Annotated in this window: 23 protein-coding genes and 1 riboswitch; of the genes, 18 read left to right on the forward strand and 5 right to left on the reverse strand. The window is 36.3% G+C overall.

What is annotated here, in order from left to right:
* The first annotated feature begins 27 nt into the window (after positions 1-27).
* The 8 genes from G6O73_RS11910 to G6O73_RS11945 all read left to right on the forward strand — a co-directional run bounded on the left by G6O73_RS11910 (position 28) and on the right by G6O73_RS11945 (position 8662).
* Positions 28-1086, forward strand: coding sequence for an AraC family transcriptional regulator (locus G6O73_RS11910; RefSeq protein ID WP_336512529.1), 1059 nt, complete (start codon positions 28-30; stop codon positions 1084-1086).
* Between the two features lie 166 nt (positions 1087-1252).
* Positions 1253-2515, forward strand: a complete 1263-nt coding sequence (locus G6O73_RS11915; RefSeq protein WP_057885307.1) for an MFS transporter — start codon at positions 1253-1255, stop codon at positions 2513-2515.
* 23 nt (positions 2516-2538) lie between these two features.
* On the forward strand, positions 2539-3990 hold the full coding sequence (rhaB, locus tag G6O73_RS11920; protein WP_057885308.1) for a rhamnulokinase: 1452 nt from the start codon (positions 2539-2541) through the stop codon (positions 3988-3990).
* 18 nt (positions 3991-4008) lie between these two features.
* Complete coding sequence (gene rhaM / locus G6O73_RS11925) at positions 4009-4326, forward strand: L-rhamnose mutarotase (RefSeq protein ID WP_057885309.1); 318 nt, start codon at positions 4009-4011, stop codon at positions 4324-4326.
* Between the two features lie 14 nt (positions 4327-4340).
* Positions 4341-5606, forward strand: a complete 1266-nt coding sequence (locus tag G6O73_RS11930; RefSeq protein ID WP_057885310.1) for an L-rhamnose isomerase — start codon at positions 4341-4343, stop codon at positions 5604-5606.
* Positions 5607-5637: 31 nt separating this feature from the next.
* The gene (gene rhaD, locus G6O73_RS11935; RefSeq protein ID WP_057885311.1) at positions 5638-6453 is read left to right on the forward strand and encodes a rhamnulose-1-phosphate aldolase; all 816 of its coding nucleotides are present in this window, start codon (positions 5638-5640) and stop codon (positions 6451-6453) included.
* A 99-nt stretch (positions 6454-6552) separates the two neighbouring features.
* A complete protein-coding gene (locus G6O73_RS11940) occupies positions 6553-7428 on the forward strand; it encodes an AEC family transporter (protein WP_245002974.1) in 876 nt (291 codons plus the stop codon).
* 115 nt (positions 7429-7543) lie between these two features.
* A complete protein-coding gene (locus G6O73_RS11945) occupies positions 7544-8662 on the forward strand; it encodes an NAD(P)-dependent alcohol dehydrogenase (RefSeq protein ID WP_057885313.1) in 1119 nt (372 codons plus the stop codon).
* Between the two features lie 118 nt (positions 8663-8780).
* Here the strand turns inward: G6O73_RS11945 and G6O73_RS12855 are convergent, their stop codons facing one another.
* A complete protein-coding gene (locus G6O73_RS12855; RefSeq protein ID WP_235805058.1) occupies positions 8781-9908 on the reverse strand; it encodes an AraC family transcriptional regulator in 1128 nt (375 codons plus the stop codon).
* Positions 9909-10036: 128 nt separating this feature from the next.
* Between G6O73_RS12855 and G6O73_RS11955 the strand changes: the two genes are divergently transcribed.
* From G6O73_RS11955 to G6O73_RS11975, 5 genes are all read left to right on the forward strand, one after another.
* Positions 10037-11254, forward strand: a complete 1218-nt coding sequence (locus G6O73_RS11955) for an MFS transporter (protein WP_083478462.1) — start codon at positions 10037-10039, stop codon at positions 11252-11254.
* A 25-nt stretch (positions 11255-11279) separates the two neighbouring features.
* Positions 11280-12866 (forward strand): alpha-L-rhamnosidase-related protein, encoded by a 1587-nt coding sequence (locus G6O73_RS11960; protein ID WP_057885314.1) that lies wholly within the window; start codon positions 11280-11282, stop codon positions 12864-12866.
* A gap of 30 nt (positions 12867-12896) precedes the next feature.
* A complete protein-coding gene (locus G6O73_RS11965; RefSeq protein ID WP_057885315.1) occupies positions 12897-13814 on the forward strand; it encodes an ROK family protein in 918 nt (305 codons plus the stop codon).
* A 15-nt stretch (positions 13815-13829) separates the two neighbouring features.
* Positions 13830-15293, forward strand: a complete 1464-nt coding sequence (locus G6O73_RS11970; RefSeq protein ID WP_057885316.1) for a glycoside hydrolase family 1 protein — start codon at positions 13830-13832, stop codon at positions 15291-15293.
* A 182-nt stretch (positions 15294-15475) separates the two neighbouring features.
* Positions 15476-16999, forward strand: a complete 1524-nt coding sequence (locus G6O73_RS11975) for a ClC family H(+)/Cl(-) exchange transporter (RefSeq protein WP_057885378.1) — start codon at positions 15476-15478, stop codon at positions 16997-16999.
* Positions 17000-17070: 71 nt separating this feature from the next.
* Here G6O73_RS11975 and G6O73_RS11980 read toward each other — a convergent pair whose 3' ends face one another.
* The 3 genes from G6O73_RS11980 to G6O73_RS11990 are packed head-to-tail and all read right to left on the reverse strand — an operon-like array spanning position 17071 to position 19726.
* Complete coding sequence (locus G6O73_RS11980; protein WP_336512530.1) at positions 17071-17751, reverse strand: energy-coupling factor transporter transmembrane component T; 681 nt, start codon at positions 17749-17751, stop codon at positions 17071-17073.
* The gene (locus G6O73_RS11985; RefSeq protein ID WP_057885317.1) at positions 17744-19168 is read right to left on the reverse strand and encodes an ABC transporter ATP-binding protein; all 1425 of its coding nucleotides are present in this window, start codon (positions 19166-19168) and stop codon (positions 17744-17746) included. The genes G6O73_RS11980 and G6O73_RS11985 overlap by 8 nt, the downstream gene beginning before the upstream one ends.
* Entirely contained in the window at positions 19169-19726 is a 558-nt protein-coding gene (locus G6O73_RS11990) for an ECF transporter S component (protein WP_057885318.1), read from the reverse strand.
* Positions 19727-19820: 94 nt separating this feature from the next.
* Positions 19821-19908: riboswitch (TPP riboswitch) on the reverse strand.
* A 297-nt stretch (positions 19909-20205) separates the two neighbouring features.
* Between G6O73_RS11990 and G6O73_RS11995 the strand changes: the two genes are divergently transcribed.
* From G6O73_RS11995 to G6O73_RS12015, 5 genes are all read left to right on the forward strand, one after another.
* Positions 20206-20457: a hypothetical protein gene (locus tag G6O73_RS11995; RefSeq protein ID WP_057885319.1), complete on the forward strand. Its 252-nt coding sequence runs from the start codon at positions 20206-20208 to the stop codon at positions 20455-20457.
* 24 nt (positions 20458-20481) lie between these two features.
* Complete coding sequence (locus G6O73_RS12000) at positions 20482-21864, forward strand: TrkH family potassium uptake protein (protein ID WP_083478464.1); 1383 nt, start codon at positions 20482-20484, stop codon at positions 21862-21864.
* A 268-nt stretch (positions 21865-22132) separates the two neighbouring features.
* Positions 22133-22903, forward strand: coding sequence for an AzlC family ABC transporter permease (locus G6O73_RS12005; RefSeq protein ID WP_057885320.1), 771 nt, complete (start codon positions 22133-22135; stop codon positions 22901-22903).
* A 2-nt stretch (positions 22904-22905) separates the two neighbouring features.
* Complete coding sequence (locus tag G6O73_RS12010) at positions 22906-23250, forward strand: AzlD domain-containing protein (RefSeq protein WP_057885321.1); 345 nt, start codon at positions 22906-22908, stop codon at positions 23248-23250.
* A gap of 139 nt (positions 23251-23389) precedes the next feature.
* Positions 23390-24574, forward strand: coding sequence for an SAM-dependent methyltransferase (locus G6O73_RS12015; protein ID WP_057885322.1), 1185 nt, complete (start codon positions 23390-23392; stop codon positions 24572-24574).
* A gap of 77 nt (positions 24575-24651) precedes the next feature.
* Here the strand turns inward: G6O73_RS12015 and G6O73_RS12020 are convergent, their stop codons facing one another.
* The gene (locus G6O73_RS12020) at positions 24652-25260 is read right to left on the reverse strand and encodes a DedA family protein (protein ID WP_057885323.1); all 609 of its coding nucleotides are present in this window, start codon (positions 25258-25260) and stop codon (positions 24652-24654) included.
* Positions 25261-25267 lie beyond the last annotated feature (7 nt).

Below are 25267 nucleotides of genomic sequence, written 5' to 3' on the forward strand. Positions count from 1 at the left end.
TATTTAGTAAAGTGATCATTAGCTGAAGTGGAAAAAAATAAGCTAATTTATGTTATATTACATTTGAAAGCACTTACTTTTGGAGGCGAGCTTATGAATCAAAGAGTTTTGAATATGCTGTATACTTTAAATTCGCTCGAAAAGAAGCAGCAAAAAGATGCATGCTATTTAGAGGAGTTACCATTAAAAGCTATTAATAAAAACATTTCTAAAAAAAACAAAATAAAAGTAGTTAATAATTATTTTTTCCGAAACAAAGATATTTATGTTAGTAAGCATAACCGTTTTGCACCATATCCGTTGCATTCACATACTTTTCTAGAAATTAACTATATGCTTGAAGGAAGTGCTAAACAAATCGTAAATGGGAAGTCAATTACTTTACATCGTGGCGATTTGTTGCTGTTAGATGTGGGGGCAGAGCATTCAATTAGCACATTAGGGGAAAAAGACTTATTAATTAATATCTTATTTCGGAATAGCAATATAAATATTGACTTTTTAAAAGATTTACGACGCAGCAGAAGTGTTCTATATGACTTTTTGTTAAAGAGCCCAATTAAAGCTAATGAAAAACAAAATTTTTTAATTTTTCGAACGGGAAAAAGTAAAAAAATAGCTCGAATTATGGATGAGATTATTGAAGAATATTTCTTAAAGAAAGAGTTTTCTGACACAATTATAAAATCCTATCTGCATATTTTGGTTACAAATCTTGTACGTGACTATCAATTTGTAGAGCAGGAACCACAGAGTAAAACAAGAAAAATAGTTATTGAGATATTGGATGAAATTGACAAGGAATTCAATACAATAACCTTACAAAAAATTGCTAGTAAGTATGGCTATAACAAAAATTATTTGAGTAATTTGTTTAAAAAAGAGGTTGGAAAGCCGTTTTCAGAAGTAGTTATTCAAAAGAAAATGACGCAAGCTCATACCTTGATAATGTCAACCTCACTTCCAATTAGTAAGATAATCGAGGCAGTCGGAATTTCTAACAAGAGTTTCTTTTATAAGAAATATTATGATTTTTATAAAGAAAAGCCATTGGCTGATCGTCACCGAAATTTAATTAATATTTGACAAAGAAGCTTACTGTAATTAGTTGATTACAGTAAGCTTTTTTGAGATCTATATGTAGATATGTTAATAAAATTCTGTTTTTTTGCCATTGAAAGCGGATACATAAAATGGTGTAATCTTAATGTATACAAAAAGGATATCCGCAAAATTATTAAGGAGTGGCGAAATGACAGAAAAGAGTTCAAATGGCTCGACTTGGGCAGTATCATTAACCAACTTTTTAGATTCTGGTTCTATTGTTGCTGGAGCATCAGGATTAACGTTATGGCAGAAATCTTTTGGATTATCGACTTTTGAAGTGGGGTTATTAGGAGCTTTAAGTGCAAATGCTTTTGGATCAGCGTTAGGAGCAATTATTGGTGGACGTCTTTCAGATAAATTTGGCCGCAAAATGATTTATACGTACGATATGTTAATTTATATGCTTGGAACTTTAATAGTCGTTTTTTCAGTGAATTTTGCAATGCTACTTTTAGGCTTTTTAGTTACCGGAATTGCAGTTGGGGCTGGGGTGCCTGCATCTTGGACGTATATTGGAGAAACTTCTGGTGATACTAATCGAGCACATAATATTGGAATTTCGCAATTTGCTTGGTCGATGGGACCAGTTATCATTTTTGTCGCTGGGACACTTTTGGCACCAATTGGTTTATTAGGTAGTCGAATCTTGTTTGCCTTTTTGACCGTGGTAGCTTTCATTGCCTGGAACTTACAAAGAAAGTTGCCGGAGTCAAAAGATTGGCTTGAACAAAAACAAAAGGAAAAAGACTCAACAGTTGAAACACATCCATATCGTGAGTTGTTCTCTAATCTTATTTCGATAAAAAGTATTTTATTTCTCTGTGGAGTTTATGTATTTTGGAATTTAGTTGCTGGAGCAATGGGCTTTTTCATGCCATTTGTTTATGAAACAGTTGGTGGACTTAATAACACTCAAGCTAATATGTTACAAGCAGTTTTGTGGGTATTTACAGCATTGGCCGGTTATTTTGGCTTTGCATTATTGGGCGACAAATTAAATCATCGAACCTTTTTCTTTGTTGGAGCTGCCATGGCAGTTATTTCATGGTTGATTCTAACTTACATCGGTTTTGGTTGGGCAGCCTTATGGGCATTTGTAATTATTTGGGGCATTTCAGCTGGAATTGGTGCGCAAGCATGGTATGCACTATGGGCAGTTGAATTGTTTCCAACTAAGTATCGTGCGGGTTCACAAGGATTTATGTTTTTCATTGTCCGTGGAACAGCTGGAATTTGGTCGATTATTTTCCCGATGATTTTATCAAGCTTAGGATTTAAGATTGCTGGAACAGCAATGATAATCTTACTAATTGTATCACTATTAGTTGGAACAATCTGGACACCTAAGACTCGTGGCAAGACACTATCGCAGATTACTAAGGAACGCTACGGCGATCAACAAGATTGAAAATGAAGGGATTTGAGTGATTTATGGCTAAGACATATGTTGCAGTTGATATTGGAGCTTCTAGTGGACGACTGATGTTGGCTAAATTAGTTGATTCTAAATTAGTAATGAAAGAAGTTCATCGCTTTAAAAATGGATTTGTTCATGAGAAAGGGCATGATCGCTGGAATATTGACGCTTTAATCAAAGAAATCTTGCTTGGTTTGAGCAAAATTAAAAAAGCTGGTTATCAAAATGTTGTTCTTGGGATTGATACTTGGGCAGTTGATTATGTCTTAGTCGATAATCACGGTGAAAAATTACAGGATCCAATATCATATCGTGATACAAGAACTCAAGGCAGTATTGAACGGTTAACTACTGATCTTTCTAAGGAATACATTTATCAGAAAACTGGTATTCAATTCTTGGATTTTAACACTTTATATCAGCTCTTTGAAGAAGATAAAGAACTATTAGCAAAAACAGCTAAAATTATGATGATTCCAGATTATATTGGTTATGCGCTGACTGGTAAGGCAGTCACCGAAGTAACCAATGCATCTACGACACAAATGCTTAGTTTACGTGAGGGATTGTTTGATGATCACTTGTTGGAAAAAGTTAATGTTAAGCAAACCCAATTTCCTAAATTAGTAGAGGCTGGAACAATTTTGGGTGAGATTAAGGCTGATTTGGCAGAAAAGTATGATTTACCCCAAACTGAAGTAATAACCGTGGCAACTCATGACACGGCTTCTGCAGTTATCGGAGCGCCAGGAATTGGTCAAAAATGGGCCTACTTAAGTTCCGGTACTTGGTCATTAATTGGAGCAGAACTCAATACACCGGAAAATGGTGAAGAGGCGTTTGAACAAAACTATACCAATGAATGGGGAGCATATGGAACTTATCGCTTTTTGAAAAACATCATGGGTCTTTGGATTATTCAAAACATTAAACATGAACTTGGAGATCGTTACAGTTTTGTGGAACTGGCAAAATTAGCCGAAAAAGAACCACCATTTCAACAGTTGATTGATGTCAATGCAGAAAGATTTCAAAATCCCGCAAATATGATTGCGGAAATTCAAAAATATTGTCAGGAGACAAAACAAAAGGTTCCTCAAACTCCAGGCGAATTAGCAATGGCGGTTTATTCAAATCTTTCGCTATATTATGCTAATGAGTTATCAATTTTAGACCATATTTTAGGATATCACATTGACAGTTTGAATATTGTTGGTGGTGGATCGAATGTTGGTTTGATGAATCAGCTGACAGCTACGATTAGCGGTATTAATGTTTACGCTGGTCCAAGTGAGGCAACAGCAATTGGTAATATTATGGTTCAAATGATTACGAAAGGCGACATTTTAAATGTTTATCTTGCTAGAAGAATAATAGCTAACTCATTTAAAATCAAAGAGTTTAAGCCAGAGAATGATAAATATCCAGAAATTTTACAAGCGTATCAAAGATTTTTAAAAAGATAGTTTTGAAAGGAGAAAAAAATGACAGTTCGAATGGGACAATTAATGCATGTTTATCCGGATCAGTATGATGAATATGAGCGGCGTCATAATAATCTTTTTCCCGAAATGAGGAAAGCTTTGAAAGAAGCCGGGGCACACAATTATTCGATTTTTCTTGATAAAAAGACTGGTAACTTATTTGCCTATCTAGAAGTTGATAATATTGAAAAATATAATGCCATCGCAGGTTCAGCGGCCTGTAAAAAATGGTGGGCTTATATGGAACCAATTATGGATACGAATGCTGATCAAAGCCCAGTAACATTAGACTTACACGAAGTATTTCATTTAGATTAAAGGAGGAATTTAAAATGGTTAAATCAGAAAATGTTGAAAAAGCCTATGCAGTAGCTAAAGAAAGATATGCGGAGTTAGGTGTCGATACTGATGCTGTTATGGAGCAGTTAAAGAAAGTTAAACTTTCAATGCATTGCTGGCAAGGCGATGACATTCATGGCTTTTTGAATCCAGAGCAGGAATTAACTGGTGGAATTGGGGTTAGTGGCAACTATCCTGGAATTGCTAGAACACCGGATGAATTAACCGCCGACTTGCATGAAGCCTTAACCTTGATTCCGGGTCAACACAAAGTCCAATTGCATACATTATATGCTGTGACTGATCAGAAAAAAGATTTTAATGAGGTTGGACCAGAAGACTTTAAATATTGGGTTGATTGGGCCAAAAAAGAAGGCGTTGGTCTCGATATGAACCCAACTTTCTTCTCACATCCTAAAGTAAAACATAATTTCACTTTAGCTAGCCCAGAAAAGGAAATCCGTGATTACTGGATTGAAGTTGGCAAGAAATCACGTGAAATTTCTAATTACTTTGGTAAAGAGCTTGGTCAAAAATCAGTTAATAATTTCTGGATTCCTGATGGTTTTAAAGATAACCCAATTGACAAGCAAAGCCCGCGGGAACGTTTAATTGCCTCCCTAGATGAAATCTTTGCTAAGAAATATGATGAAAAGAACACAATTGAAGCAGTTGAAGGGAAATTGTTTGGAACAGGGATCGAATCATATACGGTTGGTTCACATTTATTCTATAACAATTATGCAATCAGTCGTGGCAAGCTTTGGACAATTGATGCTGGTCATTGGCATCCAACTGAAGATGTATCAGATAAGTTTTCTGCATTCATGCCATTTGGTAAAGGTTTGATGTTGCATGTATCACGTCCGGTACGTTGGGATAGTGATCATGTTGTAATTATGGATGATGCTTTGTTACGAATTACTCGTTCCTTAGTTCGTGATAACCAATTAGATCGCACTAATATTGGTTTGGACTTCTTTGACGCAACCATTGATCGAGTAGCAGCATGGGTAGTTGGTGCGCGGGCAACACAAAAGGCTTTATTACAGGCAATGTTAGCCCCAATTGATCAACTGAAAAAAGCTGAGTTGAACTATGACTTTACAACCCGTTTGGCAGTTACTGAGGAATTGAAATCCTATCCATTTGGTGCTGTTTGGGATGAATTTTGTTTGCAAAATAATACACCAGTTGGAGCGGATTGGTTAAACAGTATTCACCAGTATGAAAAAGACGTTTTGTTCAAACGCAATTAATTAATGAAATAGGTACTCGGGAGGAAATATAATGACAGAATTTGTCGATTCAAAATTTGTAAAAAAGATTAGTGAAATCACGCATGAATCCTATGCGCACGGATGGGATGAACGTAACGGTGGCAATGTTTCATTAAGAATTGATGCTGCAGATTTAAAAGATTTTGAAGATGTTAAGGAAGTTAAAAAGACACTGGAACTTGGTTTTGATGCTGCCTCATTAGCTGGTGAATACTTTTTAGTAACTGGGACAGGTCGTTATTTTCGCAATGTAATTAATCAACCAAAATTGGACTTAGGTTTGGTTCAGATTACTCCAGACGGCCAAAAGGCAGACTTACTGTGGGGGTTTGAAGATGGCGGTTTACCAACATCTGAATTTCCTAGTCATTTAATGACACATATTGAACGTTTGAAGATCGATTCAACACAGCGAGTAGTCATGCATTGTCATCCGACTAATACGATTGCTTTGTCATTTACCCAAGATTTGGATGAAGCGCATATTTCTCGTTTACTTTGGAAAATGCAGGCTGAATCATTGGTTGTTTTCCCTGAAGGAATTGGTGTTATTCCGTATATGACACCCGGCACTAATGAAATTGGTCGCGCAACTGCGGCTAAAATGCAGAATTTCCGTGTAGTTATGTGGCCACACCATGGTATTTTTGGAGTAGGTGCAGATTTAGATGAAACTTTTGGTTTAATTGAGACGGTTGAAAAAGCAGCTACTATTTATTCACAAATTGGAGCACAAGGCGGCAAGATGAAACAATCGATTACCGATGATCAATTACGTGAACTAGCTGCAGCTTTTAAAGTAACTGCTAATCCAAAGTTCCTTTAACTAAATGTATAAATAGTATAAAAAATAAAGTCAATTGTCAAAGTTGGCTTTATTTTTTTTAATAGTGAGATGATAAAAGTGAGTATTTTTGAGCATGTTATGCTACCAGTTCTTTTAATCTTTTTCTGCGGGTTTATTTTCCAAAAAATTTTCAAATTAGATATAAAGCCACTTTCGACGGTTGCAATTTATCTTCTGTTGCCATTTCTGGTGTTTCAAACTTTTTATAAGGAAGCGATTGATAGTAACTTTTTTTATGTAATTTTGACATCAAGTTTACTTTTGTTAATGTTGATCTTACTGGGAATAATCATTAGTAAAGTCGGCAAATTTGGACGCAATCAATTAGATGCGCTATTATTGTCAATTGTTTTTCCTAACAGTGGGAATTATGGTATTCCAATTGTAATGTTTGCTTTCGGCAACAAGGGACTTTTGTATGGAATGCCGATTATGGTTTTTCACAATATTTTGATGGGAACTATTGGTGTATATATTGCTGCAGATAATCAAGGAGGAATAAAAACAGCGGGTAAAATGATTTTCAAGCAACCAATGAATTATGTTATTCTTCCAGCTATATTATTAGCTAAATATCATATTAAAATTCCGAGTAATTTTATGAAAAGCATCAACTTAGTAGGAAATACAACAATTCCAGTTATTATGCTGATTTTAGGAATGCAACTGGCAGAAGTTCATTTAAGCCAAGTCAATTGGTATCAGGTGAATTTAGCTTGGTTGTTAAGATTGGTAGTGTCTCCGTTATTAGCTTATTTATTATGCTTATTATTGCCAATTGATCCAATTATGAAAATGGTAATAATAACCATGGCAGCTATGCCAAGTGCCACGAATACTACTTTATATGCCATTCAATTTAATGCTGAGCCACAATTTGTTTCAACCTGTACTTTAGTTAGTACGATAACTAGTGTTATAACTTTAACAGTTATTCTTAACTTGCTTATTTAATAAGGTGTACATTTGTTACTTTCTAAATGTAATTATGATATTGAAAACGGTTGCTTAATTACAGATAATATAAACGGATAGTTAATTAATTCACAATTACTAGGAGGAAATTGATATGAAAATTAGTGCAGCGGTAGTTGAAAAAATGGGTGATCCATTTGTTATTGAAAATGATATTGAATTAGCAGATATGGGACCAACAGATTTGCAAATTAAGATGGTTGCCAGTGGTATTTGTCATTCCGATGAAGCAATCCGTAAAGGTGATGCGTCACTTGGCTACCCAGTAATTCTAGGCCATGAAGGTTCAGGAATTGTAGAAAAAATCGGACCACAAGTTACAGATTTCACAGTTGGTGATCATGTTGTTTTATCATTCTATGCTGACGGAACTTGTGACAATTGTTTAAAGGGTGTTCCGACCCAGTGCCGCAGCTATGCAAAATATAATTTGAGTGGTGTTCGGGCAAATGGAACTGACCATTTTACCGAGGACGGCAAGCATATTAGCGATATGTTTAATCAATCATCGTTTACAACCCATACAGTTGTTAATCAACGCAATGCAGTAAAAGTTGATAAGTCACTGGACTTACGGAAATTAGGGCCTTTAGGTTGTGGCTATGTTACTGGTAGTGGAACCGTTTTTAATACTTTACAGCCAAAACCAGGTCAAACAATTGCTGTCTTTGGTACCGGAGCAGTTGGTTTGGCAGCAATGATGGCTGGTAAGATTTCAGGCTGTACAAAAGTTATTGCTATTGATGTTGTTCCTGAAAGATTGGCTTTAGCCAAAGAACTTGGGGCAACGCAAACAATTAATAGTAAGGAAGAAGATCCGGTCGCAGCTATTCAAAAATTAACGAATGGTTATGGAGTTGATTTCACAGTTGATACAACCGGAATTGAACCAGTAATGCTGCAAGCGATCAATGCCTTAGCTCAGGGTGGAACGGCAGCTTTAATTGCTGTTACTGCTCAAAATATTACTATGAGTTCTTGGAATGACCTTTGCACCTCTGACCGGAAAGTTGTCGGAGTTAATATGGGCGATGCTATTCCACAGATTGATGTGCCTCGATTGATTGAATTTTATAAATTAGGTATGTTTGATTTTGATAAAACTGAAAAGTTCTACAAGTTTGCTGATATTAATCAAGCTAACCAAGACTCAGTCAGTGGTAAAACGATTAAACCGGTTTTGGTAATCGACGAAGATTATCAACCAGAATAAGTTAATTGATTTTAATATGTTGAAAAGGATAGTTCTGAATCGCCTTTCAAAAGTTAGACCAAGAATCTAACTTTTGAGAGGCGATTCGTTTTTTCGCAAAAAATGCGACTGCCCGTTTTTAGAGATGATATTTTTTTCGAAATTGGGTAGGGGTTGTGTTTAAGTATTTTTTAAAAAGTTTAGTTAGATAACTTTGATCGTAAAAACCTAACATGTTAGCTATTTCGGTAACTGTTTTATTTGAAAAAACTAATTGGCTCTGAATTTCACGAATTTTTTGTTCGTTGGCATATTCAACGATTGTTTGTTTAGTTGCTTGTTTAAATGATCGACAAAGATAATTTTTGGAATAACCAAGCTGGTTTGCCATTAAGGTTAAATTAACTGGTTCAGTTAGATGCTTAAAAATGTAATCTTGAATTAAAAAAATCAAACTTGAATTAGAAAAGTTTTGCGTAGCACGAACCCGTTTCACAAATATTTCACCAATTTCTTGAGTTAAGTCAACGATACTGTCAATTTTTCGTAATCGTTCAATCCGTTGAACACAGCGATCACTTAGTTGATATGCAGATTCTGGGTGCATTCCACCCTTGATTGCTGCCCGCGTAAAAAGCGTTGTTGCTGCAATTAGTAAATTTTTACTGTTTCTTAATTCATTGCCAATAGCCATTTTGCCAAAGTTTCCACTGTTAATAAAATCAGCTAATCGGGGACGAAACTCCACTAGAATGCCCTTTTCTAAAGCTTGGAGCATTAATTTTTCTTTATAATAACTATTATGATAAAGGTTAATGTCATCATCGTTTAGTTTTTCTGCTTTTTCTTCGGCTGTAAAAGATAAATCACTAATAAAATCAGGTTGTTTAATTACTGGTAATTTTTGAAAAAGACTAAAATACAAAATTTTTGTGTACGAAACCAGTCTTTCAAGACTGATACTTGGAAAACTATCACGAAAATAACCTAAGGCAGCGATGGTTTGAATATTACACCAAAGAATAATGGTTTTAGGGGAATTCTTAGTAATAGTGATAACACTAAAACATTCATTATGGCTGGTATTAAATATTTTTACAACGCCCTCGGGTAAGGAAAAATCAATCTTAGCGAGAAACTTTTCTGGGAAATTCGGTGAAACGGTTTGCTTGAATTGATTAACTAATTTTTTGTGTTGATCATAAATAAAAACGGAGATATTCGAAGCTAAGTGAAATTCCTTTAGTAATATAGCTAGTTTGCCCATCCCAGTAAGCCCTTTCGAAATAGATAATATAGAACTAATTTAAATAATATTATACAATTAAAAGCGCTTTATTCAAGTAAAATGGGATTATAGATGATCATCTTAAAAAATAAAAGGAGAATGAAATTATGACAACTTCTAATCATTCATTCAAAAATGCGTTAATTATTATTGCTTTGCTATCATTAAACATTGTTGAACAAGCTGCAAGTGTAATTACAGGAACAATTCCCGGGATGGCCAAAACATTCTCAAGTGAATCGTTAGTTAATATTGAATTAATTACCACCGTTGTTTCAGTTTTTGTAACCGTTTTTGTTTTAGTCAGTGGCTTTGTAGTTCGAAAAATTGGTCAGAAACAAACGGCAGTTTTAGGATTAGCAATTGCAACTGTCAGTTCAATTGTTCCAGCTTTTTCCACTAATTTTACAGTGATTTTAGTATCACGAGCAATTTTAGGGGTAGGGATTGGCTTGGCAAATCCGTTAGCAATTAGTTTAATCGGTGTATTCTTTTTTGGAGATGAAAGAGCAAAATTAATGGGATGGCGTTCAGCAATTGCTGGTGTCGGAACATCTTTAATGACATATTTTGCTGGCCAACTTCTCAATATTAGTTGGCACGCAGCTTATTGGGTATATTTACTATTTGTTCCGACATTGTTATTATTCATCTTTTTTGTTCCAGATCCAGAAAAAACTGGGGCTGTTGAACGCCAAGAAGCGGAACAACAAAAGGAATTGGCTCAAGCCCAAGATAAGGGTGAAAGTGTTCAAAAAGACTCTAAGACGCTGATTGCAACGTTAGCAATTTTAACATTCTTGATTTTAATTGCAATTATGGTTTTGGCAATCAAGTTGCCGACATTCTTCGTGGAAGATAAAATTGGAACCGCTACCCAAGCAAGTAATGCTTGGAGCATTTACAATTTTGCTAGTGTTGCTGGAGGAATTTTGTTTGGTTATTGCTATAAACTATTGCGTAAATATTTATTACCATCAGGTTTGATTTTATCAGGAATTGGTATGGCATTAATCAGTATGGCCCACAGCGTTGAAATGATATATGTTTTATGTGTAGTAATGGGAATTGTTAGTGCAATGATTATTCCTTATATCTTCAACCGCATTAGTGAAACTTCTTCACCAAAAAAAGCACCATTATATACCTCGATTGCCTTAGTTGGTTCCAACTTAGGAGCATTTCTTTCGCCATATGCTGGTAAGATATTAGGAACTTCGAGTAAAATTGCGATTTTGAATGCGGGATTCTTAATGATGGTATTAGCCGTTGTATCACTAATTGTAATTATTAAAATTAATTCAAATAAGAGAAATGCTGCATAATTAAAGAAAGGATTGGTGGCAAATCATGGAATTCCAAATGAATTCGACGGTAAAATTCAAGCACGATACTAAGTTGCTTAAAAAAGCTCAACAAGCTAAACCACAATTGTTATCCCAACAAATTGCTCCAAAAAGGTTAGTTAAGATAATTTCTGATCAGCATGAATTATTCGGTTATCGAGCAGTTCCCCAATCGCAAGAAGTTGCAGAACTGGATCAATTGTCATTTGGCAAAGGCGACCAGATTGTGTTGGATTTGGGGGATCATCAAGTAGGACATTTCCAAGTGAAAATTAATTCACAAGGTTCCCCAATGGATGCACCACTTTGGTTGCATATTGTGTTTGCTGAATCACCAGCGGAATTAGGCACAATTCATGAAGAATATCATGGTTTGCTAAGTAGCTCTTGGTTAGCCGAAGAATATTTGCATTTGGATGTCTTGCCTTCAGTATTAAAACTGCCACGTCGTTATGCTTGCCGGTACATTATGCTTGAAGTAATGGATACCTCACCAAAATGGAAAGCCGTTTTCAGTGAGCCTTTGTTTATAGCGGAAAGTGCGGTTGCTTTAAAACAAGTCACTAGTTTGAACTCCGGCGACGTGTTATTGGATAGAATTGATCAGGTTAGCTGTAAGACTTTGCATGATTGCATGCAAGATGTATTTGAGGATGGTCCAAAACGTGATCGTCGCTTGTGGTTGGGTGATTTGAGATTACAAGCTTTGGCAAATTACGCTACTTTCGATAACCAACAATTAGTTAAACGCTGCTTATATTTATTTGGGGGTTTAACTACAGAAGATGGTCGAATTTCTGCGAATATATTTACTCAAACTGATCCAATTCCTGATGATACTTTTTTATATGATTATAGTTTGTTTTTCATTTCGACCTTAGCTGACTATTTTGCTCATTATCATGATAATGAAACGTTACAAGATTTATTTCCAATTGCGCAGCAACAGATTGATCAGGCTTTAAGATTGGTAAATCAACAAGGGCAGGTAGTTTTAGATTCTAAATGGCCGATCTTTATTGATTGGTCACAAGAGTTTGACAAAACAACATGTGCGCAGGCAGTTACTATCTATGCCTTAAAGCAGTTCATTGAATTAGCCAAGAAAATGGGGCTTACTACAGCATCTTATCAAACAATTCTGGTTAAACTAACTAAATTTGCAATTGAAAAATTATATAATCAACAGCGAGGGTTATTTGTCAGCGGAGATAAGCAAGAAATTAATATTGCCAGCCAGGTTTGGATGGCACTTGCCCATGTATTGCCAACAACAGAAAATCATGCATTAATGGAAACAACAATAAATGATTTATTTCCGGTAACGGGAATTGCCACTCCATACATGTATCATCATATATGTGCAGCATTATTTGAAACTCAGCATGAAACAGCAGCAATTAAGCTAATTAAAAGTTATTGGGGCAAGATGCTTGAGTATGGTGCAGATACATTTTGGGAAGCATTTCAACCAGAAAAACCAGCTTTTTCACCATACAATAGTATGGCGATTAACAGTTATTGTCATGCTTGGAGCTGTACACCCGCCTATCTGCTTAGAAAATATTTGTCAATTGAAAAAGATAACTAAAGGTTGTAAGAGGCTCAGAGGAGAGATTTTATGCGTAATTACTTGAGTATTGATATTGGTGGAACCAATTTGAAATACGGTTTGATTGACCATTCTGGTAATTTATTATTTAAACGACAAGTTACCACCCCTAATGAAAAGACAGCGTTTCTGGCTGAATTAAGAAAAATAATTCTAGCCTATCGTTCGAAAATATTTGGAGTAGCAATCAGTGTTCCTGGTCAAGTGGACTCACAAACAGGAATTGTCTATCACGGTGGGTCATTGCCTTTTCTTGATCGATTGAATTTTCAGCAGTTGATTCAGTCAGAGTTTGGTGAGCTGCCGGTTGGAGTTGAAAATGATGGCAAAGCTGGGGCCTTAGCCGAATTGTGGCTCGGAGTCTTACAAGATCATCCGAATTCGGCTGCAATTATCCTTGGTACGGGAGTTGGCGGGGGAATTATCCTGAATAATCAGTTACTGCCAGGAAGTCATTTTCAGGCTGGAGAGTTAAGCTTTATGGTCAATAACTATCAAGCAGCTGGTTATGATAAATTAGTTGGGATGAGCTGTTCAGCGGTTGAAATGATTGAAAAGATTGCGACAGAACTGAATTTACCTGACAAAAAGGATGGATTAGCAGTTTTTGAAAAGTTAAGTCAACAGAATTCAATTGCTTGGAAAACTTTTCGTGCTTATTGTCAACGACTGGCTTATTTGATTTTAAATGTTCAAAGTGTTGTTGATTTAACAACTTATGCAATTGGTGGTGGCATCAGTAGTCAACCGCTGTTGGTCAAAACAATCAATGAAGAATATGATAAAATGTTACTAGAATTACCATTAGTTAAAGAAACTTTAACACGACCACAGATTAAAAAAGCTAAATTTGAAAATAGTGCCAATCTTTACGGCGCACTTTATGGCTTATTGCAAAAGTTAGATCAGAATACACTTGTTGATTAAGGGAGGAGAGCTTTAATGTTTGACTTTGAATCGTTAACAACAGCAGGATTTTCAAAAGATTTCTTGTGGGGCGGAGCAACTGCAGCCAACCAATTAGAGGGAGCTTGGAATCAAGCTGGCAAGGGACCATCAATTGCGGATGCTTTACCAGGCGGTAAGCAACGTTTTGCTATTGCTAGCCAAGCGGATTTTGCTTGGCAGATTGACGAAAATAAATATCGTTATCCCAATCATCGCGGAATTGAACATTACCAACACTATAAAGAAGATATCAAACTCTTTGCAGAGATGGGGTTTAAGTGTTATCGCTTTTCAATCGCTTGGTCGCGAATTTTCCCACAGGGTGATGAAACTGAACCGAATGAAGCTGGATTGGAATTTTATGATCACTTAATTGATGAATGTTTGAAATATCAAATTAAGCCAGTGATTACCATTTCGCATTATGAACTACCATTAAATTTAGCCAAAAAATATGGTGGTTGGAAGAATCGCCAATTAATTAAATTTTATGAACGTTTCGCTCAAGTTGTGTTGGAACGTTATTATCAAAAAGTTCATTATTGGATGACTTTTAATGAGATTAATTCAGCCTTTCATTTTCCAGTCATGAGTCAAGGATTGGTCCCAAGTAACGGTGCCCAAGACTTCACTAATATTGTTCAAGCTTGGCACAATCAATTTGTTGCCAGTGCGTTGGCAGTTAAAATTGGGCATCAATTGGATCCAGATTTGCAAATTGGTTGTATGATTTTATATGCGACGAGTTATGCCTATGATGCAGATCCTAAGAATCAATTAGCTAATTTGCAACAAATGCAAGATTTCAACTTTTTCTGTGCTGATGTCCAAGTTAGAGGTGAGTATCCGGCATCAACCGGTAGGATGTTGCGTGATCATCAGGTTGATCCACAAAAGTTGGAGATTACAGCAGAGGATTTGCAATTATTGAAAAAATATCCGGTTGATTATATTGGCTTTAGCTACTATATGTCGACAGTAACGGATATTACACATCAAGATGCAGCTAAGTCGGCTGGTAACTTGATTGGTGGTGTTAGCAATCCGTTCCTGCAAACCAGTGATTGGGGTTGGCAAATTGATCCGACTGGTCTGCGAATTGCTTTAAATCAATTATATGATCGCTACCAAAAACCATTATTTGTAGTTGAAAATGGTTTAGGAGCGGTTGATCAATTAACAGCTGATGGTCAGATTCATGATGATTATCGAATAGATTATTTGCGGCAACATATTCAGGCGATGACTGGTGCAGTGGATGATGGAGTTGATTTATTGGGCTATACCCCTTGGGGCTGTATTGATTTGGTTAGTGCTTCAACCGGTCAAATGAGTAAACGTTATGGCTTTATTTATGTTGATCTTGACGACCAAGGTAATGGTAGCTTGAAACGGATCCCTAAGGATTCATTTTACTGGTATCAAAAAGTTATTCAAAGTAACGGAAGCAAATTATAAATAAATTCCACTAGTGCTGATTTTAACCAAGTACTGGTGGTTTTTTAATTGATTAGCTGGGTAGAATTGATTCTTTTGAAAAAGCCAAAAAAATTTTCTTTTTAACAGTTATCTCTTTGTGCTAAATTATAAATACCAGGCTTATTTGGGGGATATTAATTCAAAGGTGGTCTATGGCAGGTATGAAAAACATTGATTCACACAAGTTAAAAACAATTGGTTGGAGCGCATTAATCGGTTTAATTGTCGGTTTAATCGTTAGTTGCTTTAGATGGTTGATTGAACATGCTCTAATTGGTTGGAAGCAGCTTTATCATCTAGCTGGCAGTTCATGGAGCTGGTTGTTACTGGTTTTAGTTATTTTTGGAATTATGACTTGGTTGATAGGTTGGATTATTGGTCCAGAACCACATGTTAAAGGATCAGGGATTCCAGAAGTTGAACTGCAACTAGCGGATGAATTGGAATTAAAACATCCTTTTTCAATTATTTGGCGTAAATTTACAGCGGGAGTTATGGCGATTGGTTCAGGGGGGTTACTTGGTCGAGAGGGTCCTTCTGTTCAATTAGGTGCAGCGGTTGGTCAGTCTTTGGCCGAAAAACTAAAATTAGATCTGCCAGACTGGCGCATGTTTGTTGCAGCAGGAGCTGCTTCCGGATTATCGGCTGCTTTTAGTGCACCTTTGGCAGGGACAATGTTTATTCTAGAAGAGGTTTCACACAGCTTTTCGCCCCTTTTATGGCTAGGATCATTAAGTGGAGCATTAATGGCAGATATAGTTACAGAACGAGTTTTTGGCTTGAATCCAGTTTTACATATTACTTACACTCAAAGCATGCCATTAAAGTACTATTGGATTTTATTGTTTTTAGGCTTAATTTTGGGCCTACTTGGCTTTCTTTATCAAGAAGCAACTTTAAAAAGTGGCTTGCTTTACATTCCTTTTAGCAAAATACCAACGAAATATCATGCTTTAGTCATGTTTGTGTGTGTGTTACCATTTGGCATTTGGTTTCCAGAAATAATTGGTGGGGGAAATTCATTAATTATTTTATTGACACATGTTCAGTGGGGAGTGGGCATGTTGTTATTGGTGTTAATTATTCGCTTTGTTTTATCAGCACTTTCCTTTGGTTCAGGTGTTCCAGGAGGAATCTTCTTGCCGATTTTGACTTTAGGTGCAGTAATTGGGGCTTTATATGGCATGGTCTTGCATGTTTGCGGTTTATTACCGTTAGTTTATATTCCAAATTTAATTATTTTTGCCATGGCAGGTTATTTTGCTGGAATTAGTAAAGCACCTTTTACCGCAATCATTTTAATCACTGAAATGGTTGGTTCACTGTCGCATTTAATGCCCTTAGCAGTTGTATCATTACTAGCCTATTTGGTAATTGACTTATTAGGTGGTGCTCCAATTTACGAATCATTAGCAGCTCGAATTCGTTTGGGACAACAGCTTTCAAATTTAACTGGTCACTTGGATCAATTTACATTTATGGTTTCACCAATCAGTGATTTAACTGGAAAAGAGGTTCGGGCAGTTAATTGGCCAGCTGAAGCTATTTTGACACGGGTAACCCGTGATCGACGGCAAACGATTGCTAAAGGGGACTTCATTATTCAGCCGGGAGATCAATTGACAATTTTGGTTGACAGCTGTCGGATGGGTGAAGTTAAGGAGTTTTTGTTGAAGCAAAATTAGTTTTATAATTAAAAAAATGAACTGGATATAAAAACTGGCTGCAGACAATTTTTTTCCTGCAGCCATTTTTTTTACCAAGGTCGAATAAAAAAAGCAGTCCAAAAATAACTTAAAATTAAAATTCCAGCAATAATCCACTGCCAAGATGGTAATGGCTCATGGTGCATTCTTGTTCGTTGCTCGCCTTCTGAAAAGCCTTGTGAGGTCATTGCTTCTGCTAAGTCGCCTGACCAGTTGAGTGCTGTTAAAATGATTCGCAAGTATATTCCCGGCTGCCATAAATGGTAAACTTGTCCACGAATTAAGGCTGAATATTGAATTTGCCGATATGCTTGTTTAATTCGACTAAGTAAGTTGAAGGCCGCTAACAAGCCGTAAACAAAAGTCGTTGATAGATGCAAGTGTTCTTCTAAGCTAAGCAAGAGCTCTTTTACACTAGTTGTCATAGTGACAGTCATTCCTAATAGCAGGTAGGCGTAAACACGTGTGCCATAGATCCAAGCGGTGTGCCAGCGGTCACCCGTACCAAAAACTAAGAATGACCACCAACTACCCAAAGCTAATGGAAAGGCTGCTAATAAGACGATGATGGCCGTTTTCAAAGAGACTCGGCAGCCAGCCAAATATAGGATAGCGATCAAGCAGATTAAAAGATTGAGTTTAACGCTAAGCGAAAAAGATAATGGCAGGCCAATTCCAAGCATGGTGACAGTCATTACCGCAGGATTTAATAACGAGTGCTTTTTAATCACTAGCTGTTACACCACCTTTGCCCAATAAAGTTAACCGCTGTTGTTCCAGACGCAATTCATAGTCAATTGAACCGATGACTCCCAATCGTTGATGTGAAATGAGCAAAACGCTTAGTTGCAATGACTGGACTGTTTCTTTGATTAAAGCTAAAGCAGCAGCTAATGAGTCAGCATCTAGGCCAGCAAAAGGTTCGTCCAAGAGTAAAACGGAAGGTGACATGATTAACATACTTAGTAACTGCAACTTTTTTTGTTGACCACCAGATAGTTGATAACAGACTTGGTCTAAAACGTTTGTTAAGTTCAAACTTGCGATGGCTTGTTTAACTTTTACCGCTGTCCAATATTCAGGATGTTGGGAGAATTTGGCTGATAACGCAATTTCATCAGCTGCTTTGAGCGTAATAAATTGATCACTGCTATTTTGAAATACAATTCCAACTATCTTAGCCCATTTTTTTAGTTTGAACTTTTCAGCATCTTTTTTTTGGAAAGTAAGTGTTCCTTGAGAGGGATGTTGGCGACATAAAGCGGCAAATAAGGTTGATTTGCCAGTTCCGTTTGCGCCTGAAAGTAATCCTAATTGACCGATTGGCAAATCAAAGTCGCTGTTAGCTAACAACTTTCGAGAATTGACAGCTACCTCAAGTTGGTGCCAAGTTAATTTTCCAAGATTTAATGACTTTGGTTTGACGGCAGTCATTGAAATGTTTTTTAGTGGTAACTTGGTTAAAGAAAGTTCCTCAACTTGATGAGCATGAGGCTCTAAGTGATAGAGTCGATCAGCAATTTTGGCATAGCCTGACGGATCATGATCAGCAATTAAAATTGTTTTTTGATGATACTGCTGCAGTCGTTTTAAATCAAGCAGTAATTGCTGCCTGCCAGCTGGATCAACGTTGGCAAAGGGTTCATCTAATAAAATAATGTCACTATCCATCGCTAAAACGGTGGCTAGAGCAATTCGCTGTTGTTCACCGCCAGATAATGTTGATAAATTTCTTGAACGAAAATTTTCCAGTCCAAGTTCAACTAAGGTAGCAGTAATTCGTTGCTTTATTTCTAGTGGATTAAGTTGCAAGTTTTCGAGAGCAAACTGCAATTGTTCTTGAACAGTGCGCATCGCAAATTGACGACTAGGATTTTGAAACAGCATAGCAACTTTACGAGCTCGAGCAAACGGAACAATTTCTGCAATGTTTTGGTCATTAAGTGTAACTTGCCCGGATAACAGTTGCCCACCATACTGTGGATAGAGTCCAGCAAGCAGTTTGAATAAGGTTGATTTACCGCATCCTGAAGCACCAGTTAATAATCCAAAAGTTCCATTTTCAATTTTAAAATCAAGTTTTTCAAAAACAGCCGGCTTTTGGTCATCATAACTAAAAGTCAGCTGTTGTGCATTTAGTACAGTCATTTATTTGATCAATCCTGTCTTAGCTGTTAGTTGTTGAATCCAATAAACTAAAACGCCCGCAAAAAAGCCAATTGAAATTAAACGAATAATAAAGAGGGTTATCAGTAATCCTAAGCTATACTGGCTATAGCCGCTTTGAAAAAGGTCCCAAATGAAAGTAATTATGGTAGCACCAATGGTAGAAAAAGTTAGGCCAACTTTTTCCCAGTTACGATAGCCAGTACAAGCAAAGCCGAGTTCGTTGCCAATTCCTTGAATGAACCCAGAGATTAAGGTTGAGGCGCCCCAACTTGAAAACAATAACATCTCGACAGCAGCCGCCAGCATTTCGCCAACGACTGATGATCCAGCTTTTCGTAAGAGAACTCCTGCTAATGGCCCGGCCATAATCCAAACTCCTAAAGTTAAATCATTGGCGTACGGTTTCAATGGTGTAGCAGCTAGTGCATAATAAGCATAACTCCATAGTTGATAAATAATTCCAAAGAAAATTGCGATAATTGCTAGAAAAATAACATCTCTTAGTGACCAACGTTTAGTGTTTTTAACAGTTTGCATAAAAAAACTCTCCCTTTGATTGAACAAACCGAGAGTCTAGCAATAAAAAATGGCATACTCTAAAAAGAGTATACCAGTAGATTGCTTTACGGTTGTAATGAAAATTAAAGCTCCCTCCGCTGGCATTATCCAGATCAGGTTCATGGGTATTTCTCAGCCCGCAGGCACCCCAGCTTGTTCATATGATGATTAAAGTCTATCAAAAAAAATGCTTAAAGTAAATCATTAAGTTTCTGAGATTTCATCAGGCACTCATTCAAAGGTAAAATGCGGTATAATAAATAGTAGTTTCTAAAAATAATAATTTGCAACACTTCTTTTATAATTATTATTTAGTATAGAATTTATTTTTAAGGTTTGTTAAGTGGAACAGAAAAAGGACTAAACAAAGCATCTGGTTTATCACAGCTTTTTTAGTCGGAGATGTTTTAGCAGACTGTCGTTGAGATAATTTGCTACTGCTAGAAGGAGGTATTAGCATGGGTGATGCAGCTAAGAAGAGTAATGGCAAAAATAGTATCATTGAAGTAAGCAAGCTGGGGGAACCTTTTAAAAAGAACTGTCATGTATCTTTTGTTTTCCATCGACATCATTTTCAAGGAGTCATTGAAAAGCAACTAAAAAATTCCGCTATCATTGATTTTGATTCTGAGTTTAGTCAATCAAGTACAGCTCAGGAACTAAAGCAAAAAGTTGTTATCAGCTACGCTAAGTTAAAACTGATCAATTAGACATGTAGAAGGTGAGTAGTGATCATGAATTATTTAAGCAGATTGAAGACTAAGGTAAGGACGGAAGCAACACCAATTCAACTAGTCGTCAGTGCTTATCTAATTTTGATTCTATTGACCTTTTTTTTACTCAATTTACCAATTTTTTTAAAGCCTGGAGTACATGTTAGTTTGCTCAATTCTTTTTTTATGGCGGTTTCAACCATTAGTGTCACGGGATTAACAACTTTTCCATTGAGTCAGGTTTACAATCATGCTGGAATAATTTTGCTGGAGTTTTTATTTCAAATTGGTGGATTTGGAGTAACGATGTTGGCAACAGTCGTGATGGTTCTTAGCGGTCGAAAAATTACTTTGCAGCAACGTCAGCTAATTCAGGTTGATATGAATCAACCGCGATTAAGCGGAACAGTTCGACTATCTTATTCAGTATTCATTTTAATGCTAGTGTTGCAATTATTTTTTGGCATGCTATTTTCACTTTATTTTACTTGGCAAAACGGCTTAGCTCATTTAAAATCGGCGATCTTTAATGGTTTTTATATTTCGGTTTCAGCAGTAACCAATGCAGGATTTGCTATTACCGGAAGCTCATTAGCACCATTTCGACATAATTATTTATTTTTATTAACGATTATGTTCTTGATTATGCTTGGTGGGATTGGCTTTCCCGTGTTAGTCGAATTTCAACAATGGCTGTCTTTTAAGTATCATCACCCACAACAATATCACTTTAGATTTTCTTTATTTTCCAAATTAGCCCTGTTTTTTGCAGTCATATTTTTTATCGCTGGAACGGTTTTAATTTTTCTGACAGAATTCAAAGGGCAGTTAGCCGACGAGTCTTGGCCGGGGAAATTAATGACAGCGATGTTTTATAGCGCTTCAACCCGAAATGCTGGTCTACAATTAGAATCTTTGAAAACTTTTCAAACTAGTACTTTATTGATTTTTTCGTTGTTAATGTTTATTGGTGCTAGTCCGAGTTCTGTTGGTGGTGGTGTTCGAACAACAACGGTTGGAATTTTGTTGCTTTATCTGGCAGCTTTCATTCGTGGACGCCGGAATGTTAATATTTTTGGCCGTCGAATCAGTCAAAGTGATATTCAAAAAGCGATCGTTGTGACGAATTTATCAATGTTGTTGTGCTTAGGAGCAGTTTTAATTTTATCAATTACGGAGAACTATTCTTTGACATCGTTGATATTTGAAGTTGCAGCAGCTTTTGGTACTACAGGGTTATCGTTAGGTATAACAGCTGGATTAAGTATTATTGGCAAGTGGGTAATCATTATTTTGATGTTTGTTGGTCGAGTAGGGATGCTATACATGTTATTATTATTTGTTTCAAAAAAGGAACAAGATTTCAATTATAAATATCCAACTGAACAAGTAATAATTGGTTAAATTTTAAAGAGATAAGCCGAATATTATTATCGATAATTTTTATCTTTTAACAGCCATTCGAGTGAAAAGCTTTTCATTTTTTTTGAAAGTTCGTAATTTAATCATAAAAGGATAGTTTAGTTGGCTTTTTAGAATTTTTTCTTTAATAATAAAGAGCAAAATAGGAGTTCAAAAGCAAATTAAGAACTTAAAAATTTCTTTGAACAGCACTCGGGTATGTTATAATCGACTTTGCGAGAACTTTTAAATACTTTTTGGAGGCTTTTTCGTGAAAAAAGATGAACCACGTTGGTTAGAGGTTTTAAAAATTGCGTTACCATTATGTTTAAGTTATGTACCAATTGGTTTAGCCTGTGGAATTTTACTAAATGTCGCTGGATTTAATACAATTTTGACAGGTTTAGCTTCAGTTTTGGTATTTTCTGGTGGTGCACAGTTTTTAATTGCTTCAATGTTGACCGTTAATGCACCGTTGCACACGATTTTGATTATGTTGTTTTTCCTTGAATTACGTTATGCTTTGTTAGGATCGAGTATCTCGCAGTACCTACACCATACTAGTAAAAAATTCTTATATTTTTTTGCTGTTTCATTAAATGATGAAAATTATGCTGTTAATTATTTAAAATTTGCAACAGATAAGGCTTGGACTCCGCAAGACGCTTTAATGGTTGAACATTATTCACTACTTTTTTGGACCATGGCAAATATTGTGGGAAGTTTAATTGGTAATATGTTGACTGTTGATTTAAAAATTGTTGATTTTGCTTTAACGTCACTTTTTATATATATGATTGTAATGCAAGTGGCAAATCGTTTAACTATTCTGGTCAGTTTTGTTGCGGGAATTTTAGCAATTATTTTCATGGGATTATTGAAGAGTACTATGGGATTAGTAGTATCAACAATTATTGCGTCTTTGTTTGGTTTTGCCATAGAAGATTATTTGGTGAAACATGGGTATCAAAAAGGGTTTTTGTTACATAAAATTAAACCGAAAGCCAGTCGAAAAGTCATTAGCAAGTCAGGAGATAATTAGTTATGGCAGCAAAAACTACGGAACATTTAGTTTTGATTCTTTTATCGATGCTAGTGGCTTTTGGACCACGATTTATTCCACTTAGAATTTTTTCAACTCGTAAAATACCATTATGGTTTAATGAGTGGATGAAGTATGTACCGGTTTCGCTATTTACTGCCTTGGTGGTTAAAGATATTTTTATTGATGCAAATCACGGTTATGTCTTTACTGGAACTGAGAACTTGGCTAAAATCTTGGCAGCAATAATAGTCATTGCAGTAGCTTACCGGACCCGTTCAATGGGATTAGCAGTGGTTTTGGGGTTAGCGGCAGTGGCACTATTAACATTTGCTCTTGCACTTTGAGAATTACTAAAGTAGAACACCATTGTTAAGGCTGACGATGGTGTTTTTTTATAGAATATTAGCTAGAACTTCAGACAGGATAACATAAAAGTGCTAGAATACTTTTATATCCAAAATGAAAGTAAAGGACGGATGAATAATGATCGATAAGTTATTTTATAAGACACTTTTGAGCAAATCGTTTAATATTCCCGTAAAAGTAATTTATTGGGATGGGAAAACCGAACAGTATGGTGACGGAAAACCTGAAGTTACAATTACTTTCAAGGAAGCTGTGCCAGTTAAAGAAATTACTCGAAATGCCTCGATTGCTTTGGGTGAGGCTTATATGGATGGACGGATTGAGATTGATGGTTCAATCCAAAAATTAATCAATGCGGCCTATGCGTCAGCTGACAGTTTCTTTCATGACAGCAAATTAAAACGTTTCTTACCGAAACAGTCACATTCTGAAAAGCATAGTAAGTATGATGTTCAAAAACACTATGATTTGGGCAATGACTTTTATAAATTATGGTTAGATTCGACGATGACGTATTCGTGTGCCTATTTTGAACATCCAGATGATACTTTAGAACAAGCCCAGCTGAATAAGGTGCATCATATTATTAAGAAATTAGATCCACAACCAGGAAAACGATTCTTAGATATTGGGTGTGGCTGGGGAACTTTGATGCTGACAGCTGCGAAAGAATACAACTTAGATGTGAGTGGTATAACCTTAAGTGAAGAACAGTATAAATTTGTTCAGCAGAGAATTAAAGATGAAGGCTTGGAAGATCATGCACGGGTTTATCTGGAAGATTATCGTGAGTTAAAAACAGGGCCATATGATTACATTACTAGTGTTGGAATGTTTGAACATGTTGGCTCGGAGAATTTGGCAGCCTATTTTGACACGATTGCTAAATATTTAAGCAATGATGGCGTAGCTTTGATTCACGGAATTACTCGTCAACAAGGTGGTGCCTATAACGGTTGGATTAATCAATATATTTTCCCAGGTGGCTATATTCCTGGATTAACAGAAAATTTGCAGCATATTATCGAATCTGGAATGCAGGTTTTTGATTTAGAAACGTTGCGGCGTCACTACCAGCACACACTGGAACACTGGGATCAGAACTTTAATCAACATCGGACAGAAATTCAGGAACAGATGGGTGAAAGATTTACTCGAATGTGGGATTTATATTTGCAAGCTTGTGCAGCATCATTTGAATCTGGCAATATTGATTGCATTCAGTTCTTAATTTCTAAGGGACCGAGTGGCAAGAACTTACCAATGACGCGAGACTATATTTATTCCAATGATGCAAAATAATTTAAAATTAATAAACTAACTTAAGAACTTCCCTCAGTTAATATCCACTGAGGGAAGTTCTTTAAGATATAACAAGCTTATTTTTTCTGCGAGCGTCTAAATAGCCAGTAAAGTAATAGGATCGCGGCGACTAGCAAAAGCGCGAATTTACCATAAGTTTCAAACAAACTCACAAAATGTGGCCAAGCGTGACCAGCGAGCCGGCCTAACCAAATTAAAACGGTGTTCCAAATTAAGGTACCAATAGTTGTAAAAATAATAAAGCGACTAAAAGAATATTCGGCCATACCTGCCGGCAAGGAAATTAAGCTACGAACAACTGGGACGAAACGACCGAAGAAAACAGCTTGACCACCATGACGATTAAAAAAGGCAGCGGCTTTTTCTAGATCAGCTGGCTTTAAATGTAATAATTTTCCCCAGCGCCCGGTGAGAAATTTTTCTAGTCGCTGAACTGATAATAAGCGACCAAGAGCATAAAGGACAAGTGCCCCGATTACAGCGCCCAGGGTGGCGGCTAAGATGCTTGGGAGAATTTTTAAAGAAGTTGTGATAGTTGCAAAACCAGTGAAGGCTAAAACTACTTCAGAAGGAATTGGTGGGAAAATGTTTTCAATAGCGATTAAAAAGATTATTCCTAGATAGCCGAATTGGTTGATGATATCGGTTAAAGTTGCGGTATTCATTGGTTGG

Origin of the sequence: Liquorilactobacillus nagelii DSM 13675 (assembly GCF_019444005.1) — a bacterium.
Classification (GTDB): Bacteria; Bacillota; Bacilli; order Lactobacillales; family Lactobacillaceae; genus Liquorilactobacillus; species Liquorilactobacillus nagelii.